Source organism: Cognatishimia sp. SS12, from assembly GCF_028369055.1.
GTDB lineage: Bacteria > Pseudomonadota > Alphaproteobacteria > Rhodobacterales > Rhodobacteraceae > Cognatishimia.
Map to the genome: position 1 here is coordinate 395,928 of NZ_JAQNCZ010000004.1, position 22,530 is coordinate 418,457.

Here is a 22,530-nt window from a genome sequence, read left to right on the forward strand (position 1 = left end):
CCCTATTTTCTCGTCCCCATGTGGTGTTTGACCGCTTGGGCTCCACACCGTGAGTTCATTCTTAAGGCGAAATGACGAGAATAAAAGAAGAATGTTTTTCCTTCTTTGATTTCACCTTTTCCCATCGCATTTTCATGCTTGCTCAAAACCAAATAACCTTCCAATCACATTCCATTGATGTGACGACCTGATAAAACTGAGCGGTTTGCGCGGCTCCTCTTCCGCATCACTGGTTTATATTTCATTTGCCAAAACAAAGTCTTGGCAAATAGCTCACCAAATACAAGCAGACCTGGCGCGCTTTTCAGACGCTGTGTCGAGCTTGGTCAACGGCTATGTCACCCCTCGCGACGTTCGGCGTTTTCCACATCTCAATTCAGGTCCGATGCAGAATTTCTATGCGCCAATGGAAGGATCAGGCAAGATGTAGTTCAATTTCTCACACACCTTAAAGTTGTTGGTAGCGCTCAATTGAGTACAACTGTATACAATGCCAATCTTTCCAGTCTCAGAACGACACCGATTGGTTTAGGTCACATCTCCTTCCGTATTTCTCAGCAAGATCATCGCGTTATGCATAGTTTTTCCTGCGTGACATTTTCCCGATTCCGGGGTTCAGACTGTTTGTTGGGTCAACGGATTTGTAAAACGCTGCGAGGTCAGATTTTGCAGCATAAAGATGCCCAACATTGTGTTCTGCGGGGTATTCCGCGCCGCGATCATCAAGAATCTTCAGCATTTCCGCCTTTAACGCGGCCAGATCAGCGCCTTTTTTCACCACATAATCCTGGTGCAAAACATGGCACATGAAGTGCCCATAATAGAGCCGGTGCAGCAGCTGTGCCGAGATTTCAGGCGGCAGGGTTTCAAACCAGTCGCGGTCATTTCGGCGCAGCGCGATATCAAGCGCGATGATGCCCTCGACCTCTTTTTCATGCATCGCCATATAGCGCACGGCCGCCCCGGCGGCTGCAAAGCGATGCAGCCCCGCCAGCTTGGCCTCACGCGCGGTGCATTCAAAGAAATCCACCGTCTTCTCCGCCTGTAGTTGCGTCAGCAGGGCCTGCGCCTCGGCAATGCCGCCATCGCGCATTTTCAGGATCAGATGATGGGCATATTTGCGACGAAACCCGCGCATGCGTTTGGGCAGGATATTTGGCCAGAGCCGCGCCAGCCCCTGCATGAAGCGATCGGTGAAATTGCCCAAGCCCGGCAGCTTTGCCAGCCGCGCATCAATCGCCCCCTTGAGGGCAAAGAACATCGGCAAACGATCGGTCCCAAGCTTGTCGATCATCACCATCGTGTCCTTGCCGTAGACGTCAGAGATGTCAAACACCTCTTCATGCATGTATTCGGCGCTGATCGGCAGGGTTTCAAACCCTTCCAGGATACGGCGGCGCAACTCGGTCAAGGCGGCGGTATCATTGGTGCCGACATAAAAGGTACGTTCGTCCTGATGTTTGGCATAGGTGTCCAGCCGCACAGCAAACACCGCCAGTTTCCCGGCGCAGCCCGCGGCTTCGTAAAGGCGGGATTTGTCGGCGTTAAACCGCGCCGGCGTTGGGGCATCCACCTGGCGCACACGGCGCGCATAATCGGTGTCCGACGCCTTGCGATTGCCGCTGTCAATCGCCGCCGCGTCAAAGCCGCCGGTTTCCAGCGTTGTCAGGATCTCTTCGGGTGTCTCGCCCAGGGCAATGCCCAGATGGTTGACGAGTTCTAGGTCTCCCGCCGCGGTGATCCGCGCATAGAGCGCAAGTTCGGTATAGGCCGGACCACGTTCCACCAGCGCGCCCCCTGAATTGTTGCAGACGCCGCCAACAACAGAGGCCCCAATGCAAGAACTGCCAATCACCGAATGCGGCTGACGCCCAATCGGCGCAAGCGCTTTTTCCAATGCAAATAGCGTGGTGCCCGGAAAGCTGATGACCTGCGTGCCGTCATTGATCAACTGCAGCTGGTTCATCCGCCGCGTGTTGATCAGCACGACATCGCGGTCATAGCGCCCTTTGGGGGTCGACCCTTCGGTCAGGCCGGTGTTGGCCGCCTGCATGATCACGATTTTGTCTGCGGCCACACAGGCCTTGAGGACGCGCCATTGCTCCAGCAATGTGCCGGGCTGGACCACCGCCAGCGCCTCCCCCTCACCCGAGCGAAAGCCGGTGCGAAACGGTTTGGTGGCGCGCGCGCCCGTGAGGACATGGCGCTTGCCGCAAATGCGCTTGAGCTCGGTGATCAGCGATTGCTCTGTCATAACGCCCCCTGGAACCGCACACTATTGCGGCTCAGCTCGCGCAGCGAAGAGACGCCCATCAATTTCATGTCGCGCTCAATCTCGGCCCGCATGAGGCCCAGCGCCCGTTCCACGCCGGCCTGCCCTGCGGCGGCCAGCGGATAGAGGTAAAAGCGCCCGCCACCCACGGCCTTGGCCCCCAGCGCAATCGCTTTCAGCACGTGGGTGCCGCGTTGTATGCCGCTGTCCATCAGCACATCAATCTTGTCGCCGACCGCATCGACGATTTCCTTCAGCTGATCAAATGGCGTGCGCGACCCATCCAGCTGCCGCCCGCCATGATTGGACAGCACAATGCCCGTGCAACCGATATCCACCGCGCGGCGCGCATCTTCGGCGGTCATCACACCTTTCAGGCAGAATTGACCATCCCATTCCTGCACCATCGCAGCGACATCATCCCAATCCATCGACGGGTCGAGCATTTCAGAGAAATACCCCCCGATCGAGCTCGCGCCGCCGTCCATCTCGATATGATCTTCCAGCTGCGGCAATGAGAATTTTTCATGTGTCAGATAGTTGATGCCCCACATCGGCTTGATCGCGAATTGCACCATGCCGCCCAAGGTCAACTTGAACGGGATGCTAAAGCCGGTGCGCAGGTCGCGTTCACGATTGCCGCCCGTGATGCTGTCAACGGTCAGCATCATCACATCCACCCCCGCCTCTTTGGCGCGGGCCATCATCGCCTTGTTCAGGGCGCGGTCTTTATGAAAGTAGAACTGGTAAACCTGCGGCGTCTTGTGTTTGCGGCGCATCTCTTCGAGGCTGACAGTGCCCAGCGAGGAGACGCCAAACATCGTGCCGTATTTTGCCGCCGCCGCGCCGACCGCCCGTTCGCCCTCATGATGAAACAGGCGCTGTAGCGCCGTTGGCGAACAATAGATCGGCATTTCAAGCCGCTGCCCCATGACCGTGACGGACATATCCACGTCGGCCACGCCGCTGAGAACCGACGGCAACAGGTCGCATTGCTCAAAGGCGGTGGTATTCTTGCGATACGTCACCTCATCATCTGCCGCCCCATCAATATAATTGAAAATTGGGCCCGGCAAACGACGCTGCGCCAGCTTTCGAAAATCCTGGAAGTTATGGCAATCTGTCAGCCGCATTCCACTCTCCGGTTAAGACGCAGCTGTAAAGGGTGTTTGCGCGAAAGGCAGATAAGCGGCGATTGCAACCGCCCGAGAGTCGTGTGTCTGTCTCATAAATGCCTCCCCTTGCCGGGTATATTTGGCCCGGCGACTTACTGGTTAATATTATTTACCATGCATTCCAGTCAACAAAATAATTTACCACCGCCCAGCGTCAAAGCGGCCAAAATCACGGTTCGCGCTAACGAAATATAGGTCTGCGTCGCATGTACACGGTAATTATGGCGCGGTTTCAGGGGCCTAACTTGCGCCGCCTGCCGCGAACTTACTTGTCGTTCTGCGATGATGAGGTAAAATAACCTGACAACCCACCAGCCGCAGAGACCCGAAAAGATGAGCGATACAAGCCCATTCGAACAGATTGGCCACGAATCAATTGCCGATGCGGTCGTCGATCAGATCGAGTCGATGATTGTGGATGGCATCCTGAAAGAAGGACGCAAACTGCCCTCAGAACGGGAGCTGGCAGAGGCCATGGGCGTGTCGCGTCCCAAGCTGCGCGAAGCGTTGCAAACCTTGGAGAGCCGCGGGCTTGTCAACGTGCGCCATGGCGAGGGCACCTTTGTGGCCACGCTGACCGGGCGCGCCATGTCCCCCGCCCTTTTGGCGCTTTATGCGCGCCACGGCAGCGCATTTTTCGACTATCTTGAATACCGCCGCGAACAGGAAGGCTTTGCCGCGCGGCTCGCCGCAGAGCGGGCGACGCAATCTGACAAAGCGCGGCTCACTGAAATCATTGCTGACATGCAGACCGCCTGGGAAAACGACGACATCGACGCCTCGCAAGAGGCCGACATTCGCCTGCACACCGCGATTGTGGACGCCAGCCAGAACACCACACTGATTCACATGATGGCCTCGATCTATGATCTGACGCGCCAGGGGGTGTTCTATAACCGCGAATTCCTGCGCACGATGGATGGCACCGGGCGGGCCTTGCTCGCGCAGCACAAAGCCATTGCCGAAGCGATCATCAAAGGCGACGGCACCGCCGCCGAAACTGCGGCCAAAACCCATATGGATTTTGTCGAGCGCAGCTTTCGCAAAGGTCAGGAGCAGGCGCTGCGCGAAGCCCGCGCCGCCAAGCGCCGCAAGCTTTCGGTCTGACCCAGATCATATCCGTCAAAAAAAACGGGCGGCCCAACCGGGCCGCCGGCTTCTGTTTGCATAGGAGCGCTTGGGATCAGTTGCTTTTTCCGGCAACAATCCGGTCGAGGATCAACGCACAGAATAGAATGGCAAGACCGGCCAAAATCCCCTGCCCTGCCGCCGCGTATTGCAGCGCTTCCAGGACGTCTTCGCCCAGCCCCTTGGCCCCGATCAGAGAGGCGACCACAACCATTGCCAGGGACAGCAAGATCGTCTGATTGACGCCCGCCATAATGGTTTTGGCCGCAAGCGGCAAATCCACGCGCCACAGTAGATAGCGCGGTGTTGCGCCAAAGGCCAAAGCGGCCTCGCGCACTGTTTCGGGCACCTGCCGCAGACCGAGAACAGTAAAGCGGATCACCGGCGGAGAGCCAAAGATCATGGTGGCAACAACGCCTGCGGGTTTGCCCGACCCGATAAAGGCCACCACCGGGATCAGATAGACAAAGGACGGCATGGACTGCATGAAATCCAGGATCGGCCGGACCACATTGAACACCCGTGGCCGACGGGCACAATAGATACCCAGCGGAATGCCCAAGGTGATCGAGATAAGCGCCGCTGCCCCCAATAGCGCCACGGTCGTCATGGCTTTCTCCCAGAAATCCAGCAGCCCGAGGTAGGCCAGCGCAGCCCCCGTAAAGATGGCGACGCGCGCGCCCGCAGAGAGATAGGCCAGCATGATGATCACCAGGGCCACCACCGGCCATGGGGTCTGCACCAAGACAACTTCGATTGCATCCAGCAGGCTGCGCATGCCAAAGGTCAGGCTGTCAAAGAACCCGCGGCCGCTGGTCTTGGTCCAGTCAAAGACCGCCTGCACGCCATCGCCGACGTTCAGCCGCCAATTGCGGTTGGTTGGGAAGCTGTTGAGGATATCAAAAGAGCCGGGGCGGGCAAATTTCACCGTCGACAGAACCACCACCATCGCCATCAAGGCGGCGGCCACGCCCATGCGTTTTTCCGACCAGCCCGATGTGACCGAGCGATCTGACCGCCACTTGGCAAACTGCCCTTCCAGCGCCCAGTTGGCCAGAGCGCCTTCGCCGAACTTGATCACCGCAAGCAAGATCAGACCAATCGCGACGAACACAATCCCGCCAGCCGCGGCCTGCTCTGCCGCCCTTTCGGCATCCACCAGCGCCCCTTCCAAAGAGGCGGCGGCCCGTTTGAGCGCATCCAGCGAAGAGGCACCCGATTTCTCGGCAGCGGCGATCTGCTCATAGCGCAAGGCCAGCGTTTCCGAGATGCTTTCAGCGCGCAGCCGCGCCTCGCGCCCAAGGTCACCCCAAAGCCCTCGGCCGATCTGGATGTATGCCAGGGTTTCCAGTAACAGCCCGGTCAGGAACCATGACCACAGGCCCCGCGCCCCAAACCAGATCGGCCCCAAGAGCGCTGCGGCTTTGTTAAAGGTGAAACGATAGCCCGGGGCCTTCATCATCTGGCCAAAAGTTTCGCGATAATAGGCTTTGCTCCGGCCTGCGAAAGCGTCGATCAACGCATTCATTTTCTCGGCCGTTTCAGGTTTGATTTCGTTCATGACGCCTCCTTAACCTTGGCTGTCTTGAATGGCGCGGATCAGTCCCGCGCGGTTGATGACACCAACGGTCTTACCCTGATCCGTCACAGCCACGATGCCGTGACCGTCCACGCAAAGCCCCATGAGGTCGTTCAGATCCATGCCCGGATGGGCCTCAACCGCATCCTCTGGGACCTCGCCGTGTTTGGCTTTGAATTCGTCAACCGGCTTCATGACCGCATGGGCGAAAATCATGTTGAGCTTGGAAATCCCTGCCACGAAATCTGATACGTAATCGTCAATTGGGTTAAGAATGATGTCTTCAGGTGTGCCAATCTGAACAATGCGGCCATCTTTCATGATCGCGATGCGATTGCCGATGCGGATCGCTTCGTCCAGATCGTGGGTGATGAACAAGGTGGTCTTGTTCAGCTTGTGGCTCAGCGTCATGAATTGATCCTGCAGCTGTTTGCGGATCAACGGGTCAAGCGCAGAGAACGGCTCGTCCATCAGCAGGATCTCGGGGTCGGACGCGATGGCGCGCGCCAGGCCGACCCGCTGCTGCATCCCGCCGGACAGCTCATGGGCATATTTATCTTCCCAGCCCGTCAACTCCACCAGGTCAAGCACGCGATCCGCCTCTTCCCAGCGCCGCCCCTTCCCGGTGCCGCGAATTTCCAGCGGCATCGCCACATTGTCGCGGACCGTGCGGTGCGGCATAAGGCCGAAGTTTTGAAAGACCATGGCGACGCGGCGGTTGCGCAGGCGGCGCAACTCTTCTGCATTCAGCCCCATGACATCTTCGCCGCCGATTGAAATGCGGCCAGCCGTGGGCTCCAGCAGGCGGTTTACATGGCGCACAAGCGTGGATTTACCCGAACCGGACAGACCCATAACGCAAAACAATTCGCCCTTTTGCACCTGAAAATTCGCGTCGGCCACACCGACCACGCAGCCGAAGCGTTCAAGGACCTCGGTCTTACCAAGCCCCTCGTCATGGATCGCTTTTAGCGCTTCGTCGGCACGATCACCGAAGATTTTCCAGACCCCTTGGGCGTCAATGAATGTCTCATCGGACATAATGGTTCCCTCAATGGAAGGTGAGTGAATGACAAAGGACTGGCGGCGGTGCCGCCAGCCTCTTGCAAGATACCGCCACAGCTTGGCGGCCTTGGGGAGCGCCCTTAGTTCAGACCGAGCCAACCATCGACGGTCTCGCCATTGTTTTCGATCCAAGTCGCCACGACGTCTTCGATGGCCTCACCTTGTACAACGACCTCATAGGTCAGCTGCGAGAGCGCATCCGAACTCATGTCAATCGCCGAAAGGAATGAGGCGGCAGCTGGATTGCGCGTTTCCAAGGATTTGGAATGGGCCACGCGCACGGTTTTCACCTCATCACCGGTGGTGATTTTGGATTTTTCAAACCAATCCGCATCAGAATCTGCGGTCACGATATTGTATTGGTCCGCGTCATATTCTGGCTCATCCAGAAGCGTCACCGGATAAAGCGCGTGGACATAGTGCGGCTTATAGCAATAGAACACGACGCCCTGCTCTTCGGCGATCGCGTCTTTGAGGCGGGCGTAAAATACGGCCTCATCTTCGGTCGACGGCTCCAGGAAGGATTGGATGCCATAATCGCGGACTTTCACGCGGTGAATGTTGGTGGAGGCCCAGCCCGACGCGCCAACCCAGATTTCACCCATGCCGTCATTGTCGCCGTCAAACAGCGCCTGGCCTTCTGGGGTCGCAAGGTCAAAGACCGATTTGATGTTGTGCTTTTCGACCATATAGTTTGGCACGCAGAAGCCAGCCTGCCCTTTGTAGGACCCTTCGGACAGCGCCACGGTGCCCGCACCGTCCACAAATTTGTCAGTGAATGAGGATTGGTTCGGCAGCCAGACATCCGGGTGCACGTCAATGTCGCCGCGCCCGCCATTCATCGCTTCGAAGATGACCGCGTTGGCACCGGGGGCATAGCCGACCTCGCCACCAAGGCGGGACTCGATCACCTGGCCGATCAGATTGGCCATGATTTTGGCCCCTGCCCAGCTGGGTTCACCAATCATGACTTTTTCCTGCGCCTGAACACCCGCCGCCGCGCATACGATGGCGGCGCTTAAGACCGTTGATTTCATCAGTTTCATTTATTCTCTCCTGTTGGTTGTCGTTGCTTATGCCCGCGCTCTTTCGCGGCGCGGATCGATAAAGGGAATGTCAGTGACCGTGCCAGACAGACGCTTTATGTGTCCGTCCATCTGACCAACTTCGAGCGTTGTGCCGGTGTCGGCGTACTCCACCGCAAGGCGCACTATGGCAATGGGCTTCTCCAGCGTTGGAGAGCGGGTGGCCGATGTGACCACACCCACCGGGCGCTCTCCTGCATAGACATGGGCGCCATGGGCGGGCACGTCATTTGCGTCAAAAATCATGCCTTTTAAGACGCGCCGCGGTGCGGCTGCGTTGCGTTCCAACGCGGCTTTCCCGACAAAATCAGCCTTTTTTAGATCAACGGCAAAGCCCAGACCGGCCTCATAGGCGTCAACGTCCGGTGTGAATTCTGCGCCAGCCGCCGCGAGCCCAGCTTCAATACGAATGGTTTCCAGTGCATGGCCGCCCATGGGCTGAATGCCAAATTCCGCCCCCGCCTCCATCAGCGCATCCCAGAGCGCCACCGCATCGGATTTGGCACAGAAAAGCTCATAGCCCAGCTCGCCTGTGTAGCCGGAGCGCGACAGCATGAAAGGAATACCGTCGCGATCATGCAGCCGCGCAATGGTGACGCCGAACCATTTGACCTGATCAAGCTGCGGGACATGCGGCTGAGTAAAGACGATTTTGCGCAGCAGATCGCGCGAACGCGGCCCCTGCAAGGCAAGATTGGGCAGGGAGGCGCGCATTTCGTGGATGCGCACATCCAGACCTTCGGACAGATCCTTGAGCTGCCGCCCGGATTCTTCGGAGCCGCAGAACCAGCGGAATAGTTCGGGGGCAAGACGAAACAGCGTGCCATCGTCGATCACCGCGCCTTGCGCATCACACATCAACGTATAGGTGCCCCGCCATTGCGACAGCTTGGCGACATCCCGCGTCAGCGCCTTTTGCAACAGGATCTCTGCATCGGGGCCAATCACGTCATATTTGCGCAGGCTGCTCATGTCCTGCAGGGTCACGGTATTGCGACACGCCCAATATTCACCCAGCGTCCCGATACTGGGATAGGTGGTCGGCATCCACAGATCGCGCGCCGGCGCGAATTGGCTGGTCAGCTTGCTCGTACGGGGGTGAAACGCCGAGTTTTCGCTCATCGACATAAGCGCGTTTTCCTTTTCGCGATAGGCAATGGCACGTTGGATCGGGGCATCGGCCTCATAGATCCGCACGTGCACGTCAGTTGGGTTCCACCCATTGATCGGATCAACATCATCCGGGCAGGCTGTGGACACGCAGGTCAGATCGTCCATGGCCTGCATCGCGACATAGTCGCCGGCGCGGGACCAGGCCTCTTCCGAATAGAGGTGATTGTCAGACCGCTCGATCCAAGAATTGAAGAAAAAGTTGATTGCGGGCCAGGCCGACCGACGGGCAACGCCATAGGGGGCAAGCGCGGCAGAGATATTGTCAGAGCAATTCACATGACCGGGAAAGCCGCGCTCTTCATAGCCACGGGCCGTGCAGGCCAATGCAAAAGTATCATGCCGCCCAACCGTGTCCTGCACCACATTCAGCAGCGGGCGCATCTCGGAATCGTAAAACTTGTCAAACAAGCCCGGCCCCGGATAGGCGCGGCCCACCATGGTGCGCGTCACGGTGCTGTCGATACACTGTTCCTGCCCCGCATCCAGACCACGAGTGCGAAACGCCATGAAATCGGAACACTGCTGCCCGGCAACGTCGATCACTTGCACCACTTCCCCCTTGCGCAGCGCATAGGCCTGCGCCGTGGCCCGTGGGATGGTGAATTCGTCGCGTATTTTTCCAAGCGGCGGCGGCAAAAGCAAATTTGCCGGAGACGCCGGTTTCAAGTTGAGCTGAAAGCACCCGGTGCCAGTGCCCAGAACGTGCGCGCCGCGCTCAGCCGGATTGATCACCCAGAGCGTACAGGCCGCTTTGGCCGACAGCACCAACAGCGCGTCTTCTGAGGTCACGTCACAGACATCAAGCGATGACACCGTGCCGCCCTGGGCCGCCGCCCAGCCCACCATCGGGCCCATGTCAAACGCTTGAGCATTCAAGGTACCGCCCGCAGGCAAGCCCAAGTCACCCAAGGCCGACCGACCGTCCGCCCCCACCGCCAACAGCTGGGGCCGCATGCTGCTGGACAACCCCACTAAGCTGAGCGTGTCCCCTGATTTGATGTCAACTTTGACCGCTTTGCGCGGGTCCACCCGCCAGCTTTGGGCGGGATGCGGGGCAGACAACCCGGGAAAGCGTCTGCCCCGGCGTGGTTCCAACCCGTTTTGAAACGTGTTGAGGAGTGAAGCCACCATGCGAATTTCATCCATGTAAACGTTTACATTCGTGATTTATGAAGGTGTAAACGTTTACATATGTCAACAGTTTTATTCTCCCGACAAACCTGTCATGACTGTCTCATGACGTTTCGAAGAAAAACTGCACAGCGAAGTGGCGTAACAATAAAGGACGTGGCACGGGCCGCGGGCGTGTCAGACGCCACGGTGTCACGCGCGCTCAATCGACCTGATGACGTGTCCGAAAAGACTCGCAAGCTGATCGAGGCAGCCATCGCCCAAGTGTCCTATGTCCCCAACCCCATCGCCCGCGCCATGAAGTCGGGCCGCACCTATACGATCGGGGCGTTGATACCGACATTGGACCATGCGATTTTCGCAAAATTTATCAGCTCCCTAGAGGCTGAGCTCGACAAAGAAGGCTATAGTTTGGTTGTGGCCGTCACCGATGCGGACCCCGACCTTGAAACCCATAAGGCGCAGAAGCTGATTGATATGGGCATCGAAGGGCTGGTTGTGTCGGGCTTGGCGCACAATAACGCGCTCATCGAAAAGGCTAACCGGTTCCACATACCGCTGGTGGCCACGTCGTATTACGAACCCGACGCCCAATTGCCCACCATAGGCTATGACAATTCAGCGACGGCGCAGATGGGGCTGCAATTCTTGGCCGATCTCGGTCATCAAAAGATCCTGATTCTACATGGCCCCACCGCGAACAACGACCGCACGCTGTCGCGAATCGAAGGGCTGAAGGCGCAGCGTGGCACCGCAAACCTCGAATTTATTGAAACAACGCTGGACCTGGAAGGGGCCGAGCGCGCGTTGGCCCCAAACCCCTTAGAGGCCAGCGCCATCTTTTGCATGTCCGACATTCTGGCCATTGGCGCGCTCTTTCATTTGCAAAGGCGCGGCCTGCGCGTGCCTGACGAGATGTCGCTCATGGGGTTTGACGATCTGGAATTTTCCGCCCACACCAACCCACCCTTGACCACGATACATCTGCCGATCGTCGAGATGGGACAGCGCAGTGCCCAAGAAATCTGCGCCTTTCTGCGCGGAGACAGGGACATCACCGCAGCAGAGCTGATGCCAGAGATCATCACCCGCGGCTCCACCCGCCGCGCGGAAGAGCCAAGCTGAGTGTAAGCAGACCTAAAAGCGCTGCAGTGCGACGCCACCAGCCAAAAGCGCCGCGCGCACCTGCCGGGCGATGTCCACCGCTTCTGGCGTGTCGCCATGCAGGCAGATCGTGTCAATCCGCGTCGCGATTTGTGTGCCGCTTTCGGCGATGATCGCCCCGGCCTTCACCATATCGGCCGTGCGCTGCCCGGCCTGTTTGGCGTCATGGATCACGGCCCCCGGCAAGGCGCGATCCACCAGTGTGGCATCGTCATTATAGGCGCGATCTGCAAAAATCTCGCAGGCCATGGCGCAGCCCAGAGTCTCCGCCGCGCGGTGCTGCGCTGTTCCGGCCAGCACCATGATGATGAGATCGGGCGCAACTGAAAGGGCCGCCTCATAACATGCCCGCGCCATGTCCTGATCTTCGGACGCCATATTGGCCATCGCGCCATGCAGTTTCAGGTGCCGCACCTCGGTCCCGGCTGCGCGTGCCATGGCCTGCGCTGCGCCGATCTGATAGCGCACCAGGTTCTGCAGCGACTCGCGCCCAAAACTCATCCGCTGACGCCCAAAGCCATGCAGATCAGGAAAGCCGGGATGCGCCCCAATGCCGACGCCCCGCTCTGCCGCCAACTGCATCGTGCGGGCCATCACATCCCAATCGCCGGCATGAAACCCGCAGGCGATATTGGCCGAGGTCACGATGTCCAAAAGCGCCGCGTCATTGCCCTTGGTCCAGGAGCCATAGCTTTCTCCCATGTCGGCATTCAGGTCTATGGTCGCGCTCATGTCACTCTCCGATCATTCAAATTCGTCACCGGCAATCATACCGCTGATCAGGTTATAGGACAGCAGGTTACTCATCCGGTGGGGGTCTCGGATCAAGGGGCGCAGTTGGCTGCGCAGGTCCTTGCGCCGCGCTGCCTCGGCGCGCTCCAGCGCCACGGCCTCCTCCAATGACACAAAGGCAAAGCGCAAGCTGCCCCCGGCCGGGGTCTGCGCCACGCGCGGCAGATCACAGGGCAGCACGGTGCCAATACGCGGATACCCCCCAATGGTCTGGCATTCCGACATTAGGACAAAAGGCGTGCCATCGCCGGTGATCTGGATATCGCCGGGCATGATCACTTCTGACAGCACATTGCGCCCATCCGGCGGGGCAAACCCGCCCTCGGGCGGAGTAAGCCGCACGCCCATGCGGTTGGCACGTGCATCACGTTTAAAATGCGTGGCCGCAAAACGGGCCTGCTCTTGTTCTGAAAACAACGCGGTCTGAAAACTGGCGACAATGCGGATTGTGCCGCCTTCAAACCGATCGTCCTGCGCCAAAAGCTCCCCCGTGCCTTGCCCGCCATCGGGGCCAATCGGCAGCGTGTCACCGGCGGCCAAAACCTTGCCGATCCCCGCCGACAGATGCGTTGCGGCAGAGCCGAGCGCGCGTGGTCCATCCACGCCGCCACCCAGATGCAGATAGCCATAGCTGCCCATGCGACAGCCCCCTATGCTGAGGCGGGTGCCCGCGCTCAGCAGATGGCTGGCGTTCCAGGTCAGCTCCTGCCCATCAGCGACGGCGCGCATCGGGGCCCCGGTCAAGGCAATGCGGCAATCGGTATTGACGGAAAATGCGCCGCCCATGCCCATCATCTCGATGACCGGCAGCTCTGGCGATTGGCGCAGCAGCGCCGCCCCCTCAAAGATCGCAAGACGATCAGCGGCCCCGCCGCGCGAAATTCCGGCATCCAAAAGCCCGCTGCGCCCCAGATCCTGCACGCTCATCGCGGGACCGGCGCTGTGAATGGTCAAACTTGTCATGGCCTGATCCGTTCTGATGTTGCGCCGCCCAGCGGGTCACGGCGCATGTTTTGCAGCGCCTCGGGCGTGGTTTGAAAAAATTGCACCTCGTCCCCGGCGCGCAGCACAAAAGGGTCCGCCGCCTCTGGCTGAAAGAGTTTGATCGCAGTCTGCCCAACGTGCCGCCAGCCGGTGGGCGTGCTGACAGAAAACAACACCAATTGCCGGATCGCGACCACCAGCGCGCCTTCGGGCACACGGTCGGTCAACTGGCTTTGGCGCGGAATGTCCCAAGCTTCCGGCAGCTCCCCCAGATAAGGCTGGCCCGGCGCGAAGCCGATGGTTTCCACCCGCACCCGCGCCTGAGACAAGGATGCGATCGCCTCCGCCACGCTCAGCCCTGCGGCGGCGGCGGCCTCTTCAAGTTGCGGCGCAGCTTTGGTGCCAAATACCGTCGGCACCCGCCAAAAACGTCGCCCCGCTGGAAGCGCTGCCTCATACCAGCGGCGCGTTGCCAAGAGCCGCGTGAGCCGCGAACTCAGTTCCGCATGTGAGATATGCAGAGGATCAAAGCGCAGCAAGACGGACACCAAGGAAGAGGACACCTCTTCCACCCCGTCCCACGCCTCTGCCACCACAGCAGCGCGAAAGGCCAAAGCAGCGCGATTGCCCGGTTCGCTGAGCGTGCTGTCAAAGCTGACCAGCAGCCCGGTCACGCCCGCAGGCATCACGCGGGGAAAGTCGGATTGTGCTCGGCTCATGGTCTTACATCTGCTCCGGCAGATAGGTCACAATGGATGGGAACAGGGTGATCACCACCAGCGCCAAGATCATCAGAAAGAAGAACGGCAGCGCGGCGCGCGCAACGGTCAAGATATCACGCCCGGTGAGGGATTGGATGACAAAGAGGTTAAAGCCCACCGGCGGGGTGATCTGCGACATTTCCACCACGATCACCAGAAAGATGCCAAACCACAGTGGGTCAATCCCGGCCTGCAGCACCATGGGCATGATGACCGATGCCGTCAGAACCACAACCGAGATGCCATCCAGAAAACAGCCCATGATCACAAAGAACACCGTCAGCGCCGCCAGCAGTGTGAATGTCGACAGACCGAGCGCACCAATCCATTCAGCGAGAATGCGCGGGATGCCGGTGAAGCCCATAGCCACGGTCAAAAAGGACGCGCCCGCCAGGATGAAGGCAATCATACAAGAGGTCACGGTGGCGCTCATCAGCCCGTCGACAAAGCTTTTGCGCGTTAGCGTGCCAGAGCTCCAGGACAAGATCAGCGCGAGAATGACCCCCAGCGCCGCCGCATCGGTGGGTGACGCAATGCCCGCATAGATCGACCCGATAACCCCAAGGATCAACAGCACCACCGGCAAAAGACGACGCGAGCGGCGCAGTTTTTCAACGAAGCTGACTTTCATGTCTTCGCGCGGCAGGCTGGCGCGGTTCACAAAGGCCCAGATGACCACATAGCCAACAAAAAGCGACACCAGCAGCACACCGGGTAAAACCCCCGCCACAAAGAGCCGTGCAATCGATTGTTCGGTCGCAACCCCATAGACGATCAGAATGATGGATGGCGGGATCAAGAGCCCCAGCGTGGCAGATCCGGCCAGGGTGCCAAGGATCAGCTTCTCAGGGTAGCCGCGTTTGGAGAGTTCCGGGATCGACAGTTTGCCAATGGTGGCAGCGGTTGCCGCCGAAGAGCCGGACACCGCAGCGAAAATGCCGCAGGCAAAGACATTCACATGCAAAAGCTGCCCGGGCAGCCGGTTCACCCATGGCGCAAGCCCTGTGAACATGTCTTCAGACAGGCGTGAGCGAAACAGGATCTCGCCCATCCAGATAAACAGCGGCAGCGCGGCCAAAGCCCAGGAATTGCTGTGGCCCCAGATCGTCGTGGCCATGACCAGGCCTATAGGCGCATCTGACAAAAGCGCCATGGCCGCAACGCCAACCCCGAGGAGGGAGAATGACACCCAAAGCCCGGCCCCCAGAAAAAGAAACAACAGAGCCAGAAGAATGATGGATAAAAGTGCAATCGACATGGTGTTTCCTATTCGCTCAGCAGGTTTTCGCCCTTGCCGTCCCAAGACGGCGCGCGTCCCTGCAGCAGAGCGACAATTTCATCGAGCAGCGCGAGGGTCAGCACCATCAGGCCAATCACAACAGGCAATTGCGGCAACCAAAGTGGCACAGAAATCATGCCGGAGCTTTGATCGCCAAACTCATAGGATTCATAAGCCAGCAGCGCCATGTACCAGCTGGCATAGCCACTCATGAGCAGGGCAATGGCCGTGACGGCGATTTCAGCCGCACGCGCCAAGCGCACCGGCAAGCGCCCGGTGATCAGCGTCACGCGAATATGGCCGCCAACACGCAGCGTATAAGCCAGCGCCAGAAAGCTGGCCGCTGCAAGGAAAAATCCGGTGAAATCGGAATAAGATGGGATAGTCAGCCCAAGTCCACGCCCCGTGAGCGCGGCCGCGATTTTGTCAGCCAGGTTCAACACAACCTGTGCAGACACCAAAACCACAATTGCCAGGATGAACAGCGCCGCCAGCGCCCCTGCCCCCTTGTAGATCATATCCAAACTGCGACGCATATCCTGCCCTCCTCTGCAGAAAACCGGACGCACATCGCCGTGCGTCCGGTGCATGTTTTACGGCTGGTAGGCGTCCAGAATGGCTGCGCCCGCTTCGCCGGCTTCAGCTTTCCAGTTCTCCAGCATTTGCGCGCCGATATCGCGCAGCCCGGTCATCAGCTCTTCGGAAGGGGTGACAACGGTGATGCCGTTTTCCTGCAAAATGGCGACTTTCTCCGCCGTTTCTGCGCGGCTCATCTCCCAGCCGCGGGCTTCCGCCTCGGCTGCGGCCTGCAGAACAGCGGCCTGGGTTGCCTCGTCCAGCCGCTGGAATGCGCGCTTGTTGACCACAACGATATTCTTGGGAATCCAGGCCTGAATGTCGGTGTAGTGAGTCAGGAAATCCCACGCCTTTGAATTCGCGCCTGTCGAGGGTGAGGTGATCATCGCCTCAACCCGGCCGGTGCTGAAGGCCTGCGGAATATCGGGCACCTCGACCTGTGTTGGCGCGGCCCCTGCGAGGGCGGCGAACTCTTCCAAAGTTGCACTATAGGTGCGGAACTTCAGCCCGGCGAGGTCCTCTACTGTGTTGATTTCCTTGGTGGTATACAGGCCCTGCGGCGGCCAAGGCACCGCATAAAGCGCCATCAGACGCTGGCCATCCAGCAACTCATCAATGACGGGTTTTTGCGCCGCCCAGAGGCGTTCGGCTTCGTCATAGCTTGTTGCCAAAAATGGCAGGGAATCCAAACCGTAGGCTGGATTGTCATTGGCCAGTAGCGAGAGGAAAAACTCCCCGGCGGGGACCTGACCGCTGCGCACGGCCTTGCTGATTTCGGCATGTTTGAACAATGAGCCAGCGGAATGCACTTTGATTTCAAGTGCGCCATCCGTGGCGGCGGCGACGTCTTCGGCAAATTGATAGATGTTGGCCGTGTGGAACGTGGCATCCGGATATGGCGTCGGCATATCCCAGGATTCGGCCTGCGCTGTGAACGCAAGACTTGCCAACGCGAGGGCTGCGCCCCCGAACGTGTGCAGATTGAACATTGTTTCCTCCCTAAACAGTGATGCACAACGATTGCATAACGTTTGTAATTTGTCAACGTTATGCCGAAATACTCTAAAAACCGCCCTAACAGGCCAGTTCAAAAAGATAATTTTTCTGAAACATGCGACCACTCCTTGCCCGTATGATCGGGGTTTGCCCAAGCCAGCTTGAGAATTCCCGACTCATCTGCATAAAATGGCGACAGATTACCCATAAAATATAGGGAAAGTGCCTTGATATGACGGATCACCCCAGCGACCACGCACAGGAACCACGCCGCATTGTCTCCTCCCGCCATTTGGCAGAGGGCGAAGGCTGGCAGATGTCAGAATTCGAATTTGGCCTGATCATCGCGTCAAACGCCTTCACCCGATGGGTGTCACGCTGCATGGCCGCCGCAGGTCAGCCGGATCTCAGCCCGCTGGAGACGCTGATCCTGCACAATGTGAACCACCGCGACCGCGACAAACGGTTGTCCGACATCTGTTTTCTGCTGAATATCGAGGATTCGCACACCGTCACCTATGCATTGCGCAAACTGTTGAAGGCGGATCTGGTGACATCAGAAAAGCGCGGCAAAGAGGTGTTTTATCAGACCTCGACACAGGGCAAGGCGCTCTGCGAGGCCTATCGCGAAGTGCGCAAACAATGTCTGCTGGAGGGTTTTGATCTGGCGGAACACGATGGCGCAGATTTTCGCGAACTTGCCCGCAAACTGCGCGCCCTGTCCGGGCAGTACGATCAGGCCAGCCGCGCGGCGGCCTCTCTTTAGCGCATGACCCGCTGCGCGCGGGCACAAAAAAAGACGGCGTGAAACTGCACGCCGTCTTCTAGTGTGTCTAACCCCTAAGGGTAGGAGGTGGGGTCAGACGGGGAGAGTCACTGATTGATTTTCTTCACATTCACTGTGCCGTCGAAGTTCTTGGTATCGCCGCGATAGAGGATCAGTTCGTCGCGGATGAGGTTTTCACCCGAGATGTTGGCTTCGCTCAGGTCAATTTTATAAAGACCCTGATGCCAATCGCCGACATCTTCAGCCGTCATTTCAGAGGCCAGCAGAACCGGCACAACGACGTCAGATGTTTTCCAGCGGCCACCGGATGGGTCGGGGGTGTACATTTCCCACTCATGGCGACCGGCGCGGGTTTCATCCGCAATATAGAACAGCGCCATGCGACCAACGCGGCTGTTTTCGCCGTCTTTGGTTTTCTTCAGGGAAATTTCGCCCGACACTTTGGTGTTGTGGAAGTGGCCACGCCCAAAATAAGGATCATCCGGGTTCTGGTTGCCGTAGTCGACCATCAGCGCAAAGCCGGAGTCGATGCCATAGATGTCTTTGGCCTCGACATTGTAGATCTCTTTTGAGTGCGGCTTCAGATACAGCGCGGTGAAACCTTCGACATTGGTGATATTTTCCACCTTAATATCGCGCATAGCGCCGATATATTTGCCCGACTTGTTCAGGTGATCTGGGCCCGAGCCAGGCTCAAGGCGCAGGGTCACACCGCCATAGCCGGTGATGTCTGCCAGATAGAGGTTCTCGCCGCAAAAGACCTGGACGGTGCCATAGCCTGTATGCTGCTTATGCCCTTCAATATTTTGAACAACGCCGAATTCCGGGCAGCGGTCAAAGCTGATGTTGCGAACGATTTCGCCATCGATCTCTTTGGCGCCAACTTCCGTGTCAGAGTCTGCGATCAAGAACACCTGGGAGAGAATGGTGTAATTGTCCAAAACCTTGGCGTTGGAAATGGCAAAGTTCTTGGCGGATGCGATCAGGAAAGGGCCATTGTGGCTTTTGGCCTTTTTGTGGCTCGCATCGATGGTGAACTGCTCGGTAGGATGCGTGGAGGTGACTTCGAAGTTGATCACCTGTTCGGCGCGCCCGGCTGTGGTCGCGGTCAGGCCACGACCGGCAACAAAGAGCGCGATGTCCTGCATCTTGATGGTTGCGCCGGGATCAATTTCCAGCCGCGTGTTGGACCGCAGGTGAACGGTGCCCAACTCATAATCCCCGGCCTCAAGGCGCACGACACCGCCATTGATTTCGGTAGATGCCGCGTCCAGCGCCGCTTGCAAAGTGGCCGTATCTGTCCCCGCAGGCAGGATCGCCGGCTCGGCATCATAGACCATGTTGCGGAAATAGCCCGGAACGTCCCCAATGCTGTTGCCTTCGCCGATTTCTTGCTGTTCATCAAACAGCTTTTGCGCTTCTTCGACATTGTGAAGCCGATAGGTGCCTGGGCGCTTGAGCGCGATATCAACCGCCTCTTCGACCTTGTCGCTTGGCGAAACCTGCTGTGCAGCTTGTCCAATGGCCATGCCAGTCCAAGAAACGCTTGCACACAAAGCCGCCAGGGCCATTTTTTTGGGGATCATAATCACACCCTCTCCTCCAGAGATAGATAATATCTTTCACATTATGTACGATTATTTCAAAATCACCCACAAAAAAGTTTATTAAATGTGCTAAAAATTTAATCCTCTGTGCTAAATGGCTATTTTCCTTGAGGAAAATTGAGCACCATTTCGCCGGCAGGTGGGGCCGTCACGGCGGCTCGCTGCGCCCATAAAAATCGTTTTGAGACTTCGCGAGGTATTCAACCTGGGATTTTCAGCGCGCTGCACAGGTGATTCATGCGGCCTGTGTCACGCTGCTGCTGCAGCGACATCGACCATTTTTTGCGCCGCGCGCAGTCGGTCAGTATCGGGAAAGTGGCGTCAGGGGCGCTCAAGACAAAGCGCGACGGATTGGCCACCACCGATACAGAGGGTAGCCAAACCACGTTTGGCAGATCTGCGCTGCATCTCATGCACCAGGGAAACCACAATCCGGCTGCCCGAAGCCGCCAAAGGGTGGCCCAGCGCGATGGCCCCGCCGTTGGGGTTGATCTTTGCGACATCCCAACCGACCTCGCGGTTCACCGAAATGGCCTGCGCCGCAAAGGCCTCGTTGACTTCCATCACGTCAAGGTCCTCATGGTGCCAGCCCGCCTTGCTCAGCGCCTTTCGGGCCGCAAAGGCAGGGGCAAGCCCCATGTCCAACGGCGCAAGCGCGATGGCGGCATATGACACCACCCGCGCCAACGGCGTCAGCTTGTGCGCTGCCAGCGCCGCCTCGCTACAGACCAGGATCGCCGCCGCCCCATCATTGAGACCAGAGGCATTGCCCGCCGTGATGGTGCCATCCTCTTGGAAAACAGGCCGCATCGCCGCCAAACGTTCTAGCGTGGTGTCCGGCTGCGGGTGTTCGTCGTGCTGATACAGAAAGGCTTCGCGCTTGTCTTTGCCCCGGATGGGCGTGATCTCAGCCTCAAAGAGCCCTTTTGATATGGCTTGACTGGCCTTGCCCTGAGACTCAAGCGCAAAGGCATCCTGCGCATGGCGTGTGACCTGATAGCGTTCTGCCAGTTGCTCAACCGTATTGCCCATATGAATGTCGTGAAAAGCGTCCCACAGCCCATCGGTGATCATCATGTCCTTGATCGCCACATCCCCGGCCTTGGTGCCACGCCGGGCGGCAAAGAAATGCGGGGCTTGGCTCATCGAATCCTGCCCGCCGGTCAAAACCACCTGCGCATCCCCGGCTTTGATCGCTTGCGCGGCCAAATGGATGGAGCGCTGCCCAGCGCCACAGACCATATTCAAGGTCATGGCTGGCAGCGCGTTCGGCAGCCCAGCGTTGAGCACCGCTTGACGGGCCGGATTTTGCCCCGCCCCACCCGTCAGCACCTGACCGATCAACACATCGTCAATCGCGTCGGGGTCGATCCCTGACACTGCCACCACATCCGACAAAACCTGACCGCCGATTTCAGCGGCAGACAGGGGGGCCAACATGCCCCCAAGCTTGCCAATCGGAGAGCGTTTTGCGGCGGCGATGAAAACCTCGGTCATGCTGATCCCTCTCAGGATTTATCCGGTGTAGCCTGCGATGGCTTTGATTTCCAAATAGTCATGCAGGCCCCATTCGCCGTGCTCACGCCCGTTGCCGGATTGCTTGAACCCGCCAAAGGGCGCAGTGGCCTCCCAGTCGGCATTGTTGATCCAAATCGACCCAACCCGCAGGCGGCGCGCCATGTTGCGGGCTTTTTCCAGATCCGGGGTCTGGATATAGCCGGACAGACCATAGACCGTATCATTGGCAATCGCGATTGCCTCCTCTTCGGTGTCATAACCGATTATCGCAAGAACCGGGCCAAAGACCTCTTCCTGCGCGATGGTCATGTCGTTGGTCACATCCGCAAAGACTGTGGGACGGATATAGTACCCCTTGTTCAGCCCATCGGGCCGCCCGACGCCGCCGGTCACAAGTGTCGCCCCCTCATCAATGCCAGCCTGAATGAGGCTTTGGATATGGTTGAACTGTTTTTCATTGACCACCGGGCCGAGCGAGACATCCGTCATCGGGTCGCCCACGCTATGCGCTTCGGCAGCAGCCTTGGCGATGGCCTTGGCCTGTGCCATCTTGGCCGCTGGCACCAACATGCGTGTTGGCGATCGGCAGGCTTGACCCACATTGATAAAACAGGCGTCCACCCCTTCGGTGACGGCCTTTTCCAGATCCGCATCCATGCAGATAATGTTGGGGGATTTCCCCCCCAGCTCCTGCGCAACACGTTTTACCGTGTCGGCGGCGGTTTTGGCCACGGCAACACCGGCGCGGGTGGATCCGGTGATAGAGATCATATCCACATCCTTGTGGGCCGCCAGCGCTTCGCCAGCAATATGGCCATGCCCCGTGATGTGATTATACACGCCCGCCGGGAAACCCGCCTCTTCCACCAACTCGGCAAAACGGATCGACGACAGCGGCGAATATTCGGATGGTTTGGCAACCATGGTGCAGCCGGCCGCCAGACAGGGCACGGCTTTGACCACCAATTGGTTCATCGGCCAGTTCCAAGGGGTGATCAAAGCACAAACGCCAATCGGCTCATAGCCAATCTGGGTTGTGCCGCGCATTTCTGACCATTCCAGCTTTTCCAGCGCTTCGATGGCGGCTTCGATATGTGCGGTGCCCACCCAAGCCTGCGCAGATTTGGAGAAGGCCAGCGTCGTTCCCATTTCGCGGGTCATCAGCTCCGCGATTTCATCGTAATTGTCGTTGTAAAGCACCAACAGCCTGCGCAGCAGCCCCAAGCGATGCGCGGGGGTTGTCATGGACCAGTCGTCAAAAGCGGCTTTTGCGGCGGCCACCGCGGCCTCCACATCGGCGATTTCCGCCATCGGGATATCATAGAGCTTGTCTTCAGTGGCCGGATTGATCAGGGCGTGCACGTCGCTGCCGGTGGGCGGCACCCATTGGCCATTGATGTAAAATTTTCCGATGTTCTTAATGTCTCTTCCTCCGAAAAGGGGCGCGCATGAGCGCGG

At 58.5% G+C, this 22,530-nt stretch carries 18 protein-coding genes; 3 read left to right on the forward strand and 15 right to left on the reverse strand.

Annotation, left to right across the window (positions count from 1 at the left end):
- Window positions 1-571: 571 nt before the first annotated feature.
- Both dld and N6L24_RS11435 read right to left on the reverse strand, forming a co-directional pair.
- Window positions 572-2,254: a D-lactate dehydrogenase gene (gene dld / locus N6L24_RS11430; RefSeq protein WP_271844807.1), complete on the reverse strand. Its 1,683-nt coding sequence runs from the start codon at window positions 2,252-2,254 to the stop codon at window positions 572-574.
- Window positions 2,251-3,405, reverse strand: a complete 1,155-nt coding sequence (locus N6L24_RS11435; RefSeq protein WP_271844808.1) for an alpha-hydroxy acid oxidase — start codon at window positions 3,403-3,405, stop codon at window positions 2,251-2,253. Before N6L24_RS11435 ends, dld begins: the two co-directional genes overlap by 4 nt.
- A gap of 375 nt (window positions 3,406-3,780) precedes the next feature.
- Here N6L24_RS11435 and N6L24_RS11440 point away from each other — a divergent pair, with 375 nt between their 5' ends.
- Window positions 3,781-4,554: a FadR/GntR family transcriptional regulator gene (locus N6L24_RS11440; RefSeq protein WP_271844809.1), complete on the forward strand. Its 774-nt coding sequence runs from the start codon at window positions 3,781-3,783 to the stop codon at window positions 4,552-4,554.
- Window positions 4,555-4,630: 76 nt separating this feature from the next.
- On the opposite strand, the gene N6L24_RS11445 is transcribed toward N6L24_RS11440, so the two are convergent.
- The 4 genes from N6L24_RS11445 to N6L24_RS11460 all read right to left on the reverse strand — a co-directional run bounded on the left by N6L24_RS11445 (window position 4,631) and on the right by N6L24_RS11460 (window position 10,608).
- Window positions 4,631-6,136, reverse strand: coding sequence for an ABC transporter permease (locus N6L24_RS11445; protein WP_271844810.1), 1,506 nt, complete (start codon window positions 6,134-6,136; stop codon window positions 4,631-4,633).
- Window positions 6,137-6,145: 9 nt separating this feature from the next.
- Window positions 6,146-7,195 carry a quaternary amine ABC transporter ATP-binding protein gene (locus N6L24_RS11450; RefSeq protein ID WP_271844811.1) on the reverse strand — a complete coding sequence of 350 codons (1,050 nt, stop codon included), beginning with the start codon at window positions 7,193-7,195 and terminating at the stop codon, window positions 6,146-6,148.
- A 104-nt stretch (window positions 7,196-7,299) separates the two neighbouring features.
- Window positions 7,300-8,265 carry an ABC transporter substrate-binding protein gene (locus N6L24_RS11455; RefSeq protein WP_271844812.1) on the reverse strand — a complete coding sequence of 322 codons (966 nt, stop codon included), beginning with the start codon at window positions 8,263-8,265 and terminating at the stop codon, window positions 7,300-7,302.
- 27 nt (window positions 8,266-8,292) lie between these two features.
- A complete protein-coding gene (locus tag N6L24_RS11460; RefSeq protein ID WP_271844813.1) occupies window positions 8,293-10,608 on the reverse strand; it encodes a DUF1989 domain-containing protein in 2,316 nt (771 codons plus the stop codon).
- Window positions 10,609-10,713: 105 nt separating this feature from the next.
- Between N6L24_RS11460 and N6L24_RS11465 the strand changes: the two genes are divergently transcribed.
- A complete protein-coding gene (locus N6L24_RS11465; RefSeq protein WP_271844814.1) occupies window positions 10,714-11,733 on the forward strand; it encodes a LacI family DNA-binding transcriptional regulator in 1,020 nt (339 codons plus the stop codon).
- Window positions 11,734-11,745: 12 nt separating this feature from the next.
- Here N6L24_RS11465 and N6L24_RS11470 read toward each other — a convergent pair whose 3' ends face one another.
- The 6 genes from N6L24_RS11470 to N6L24_RS11495 are packed head-to-tail and all read right to left on the reverse strand — an operon-like array spanning window position 11,746 to window position 17,153.
- Window positions 11,746-12,504, reverse strand: coding sequence for a LamB/YcsF family protein (locus N6L24_RS11470; RefSeq protein ID WP_271844815.1), 759 nt, complete (start codon window positions 12,502-12,504; stop codon window positions 11,746-11,748).
- Between the two features lie 12 nt (window positions 12,505-12,516).
- Window positions 12,517-13,527: a biotin-dependent carboxyltransferase family protein gene (locus N6L24_RS11475; RefSeq protein ID WP_271844816.1), complete on the reverse strand. Its 1,011-nt coding sequence runs from the start codon at window positions 13,525-13,527 to the stop codon at window positions 12,517-12,519.
- On the reverse strand, window positions 13,524-14,267 hold the full coding sequence (locus N6L24_RS11480) for a 5-oxoprolinase subunit B family protein (RefSeq protein WP_271844817.1): 744 nt from the start codon (window positions 14,265-14,267) through the stop codon (window positions 13,524-13,526). The genes N6L24_RS11475 and N6L24_RS11480 overlap by 4 nt, the downstream gene beginning before the upstream one ends.
- Window positions 14,268-14,271: 4 nt before the next feature.
- Window positions 14,272-15,567: a TRAP transporter large permease gene (locus N6L24_RS11485; protein WP_271844818.1), complete on the reverse strand. Its 1,296-nt coding sequence runs from the start codon at window positions 15,565-15,567 to the stop codon at window positions 14,272-14,274.
- 8 nt (window positions 15,568-15,575) lie between these two features.
- The gene (locus tag N6L24_RS11490) at window positions 15,576-16,124 is read right to left on the reverse strand and encodes a TRAP transporter small permease (RefSeq protein ID WP_271844819.1); all 549 of its coding nucleotides are present in this window, start codon (window positions 16,122-16,124) and stop codon (window positions 15,576-15,578) included.
- A gap of 57 nt (window positions 16,125-16,181) precedes the next feature.
- Window positions 16,182-17,153 (reverse strand): TRAP transporter substrate-binding protein, encoded by a 972-nt coding sequence (locus N6L24_RS11495; protein ID WP_271844820.1) that lies wholly within the window; start codon window positions 17,151-17,153, stop codon window positions 16,182-16,184.
- Window positions 17,154-17,392: 239 nt separating this feature from the next.
- On the opposite strand from N6L24_RS11495, the gene N6L24_RS11500 reads away from it, so the two are divergent.
- On the forward strand, window positions 17,393-17,926 hold the full coding sequence (locus tag N6L24_RS11500; RefSeq protein ID WP_271844821.1) for a winged helix DNA-binding protein: 534 nt from the start codon (window positions 17,393-17,395) through the stop codon (window positions 17,924-17,926).
- A 107-nt stretch (window positions 17,927-18,033) separates the two neighbouring features.
- On the opposite strand, the gene N6L24_RS11505 is transcribed toward N6L24_RS11500, so the two are convergent.
- From N6L24_RS11505 to N6L24_RS11515, 3 genes are all read right to left on the reverse strand, one after another.
- Window positions 18,034-19,476, reverse strand: coding sequence for a hypothetical protein (locus N6L24_RS11505; RefSeq protein ID WP_271844822.1), 1,443 nt, complete (start codon window positions 19,474-19,476; stop codon window positions 18,034-18,036).
- Window positions 19,477-19,875: 399 nt separating this feature from the next.
- Complete coding sequence (locus tag N6L24_RS11510; protein ID WP_271844823.1) at window positions 19,876-21,051, reverse strand: acetyl-CoA C-acetyltransferase; 1,176 nt, start codon at window positions 21,049-21,051, stop codon at window positions 19,876-19,878.
- Between the two features lie 18 nt (window positions 21,052-21,069).
- On the reverse strand, window positions 21,070-22,494 hold the full coding sequence (locus N6L24_RS11515) for an aldehyde dehydrogenase family protein (protein WP_271844851.1): 1,425 nt from the start codon (window positions 22,492-22,494) through the stop codon (window positions 21,070-21,072).
- Between the last annotated feature and the right edge of the window lie 36 nt (window positions 22,495-22,530).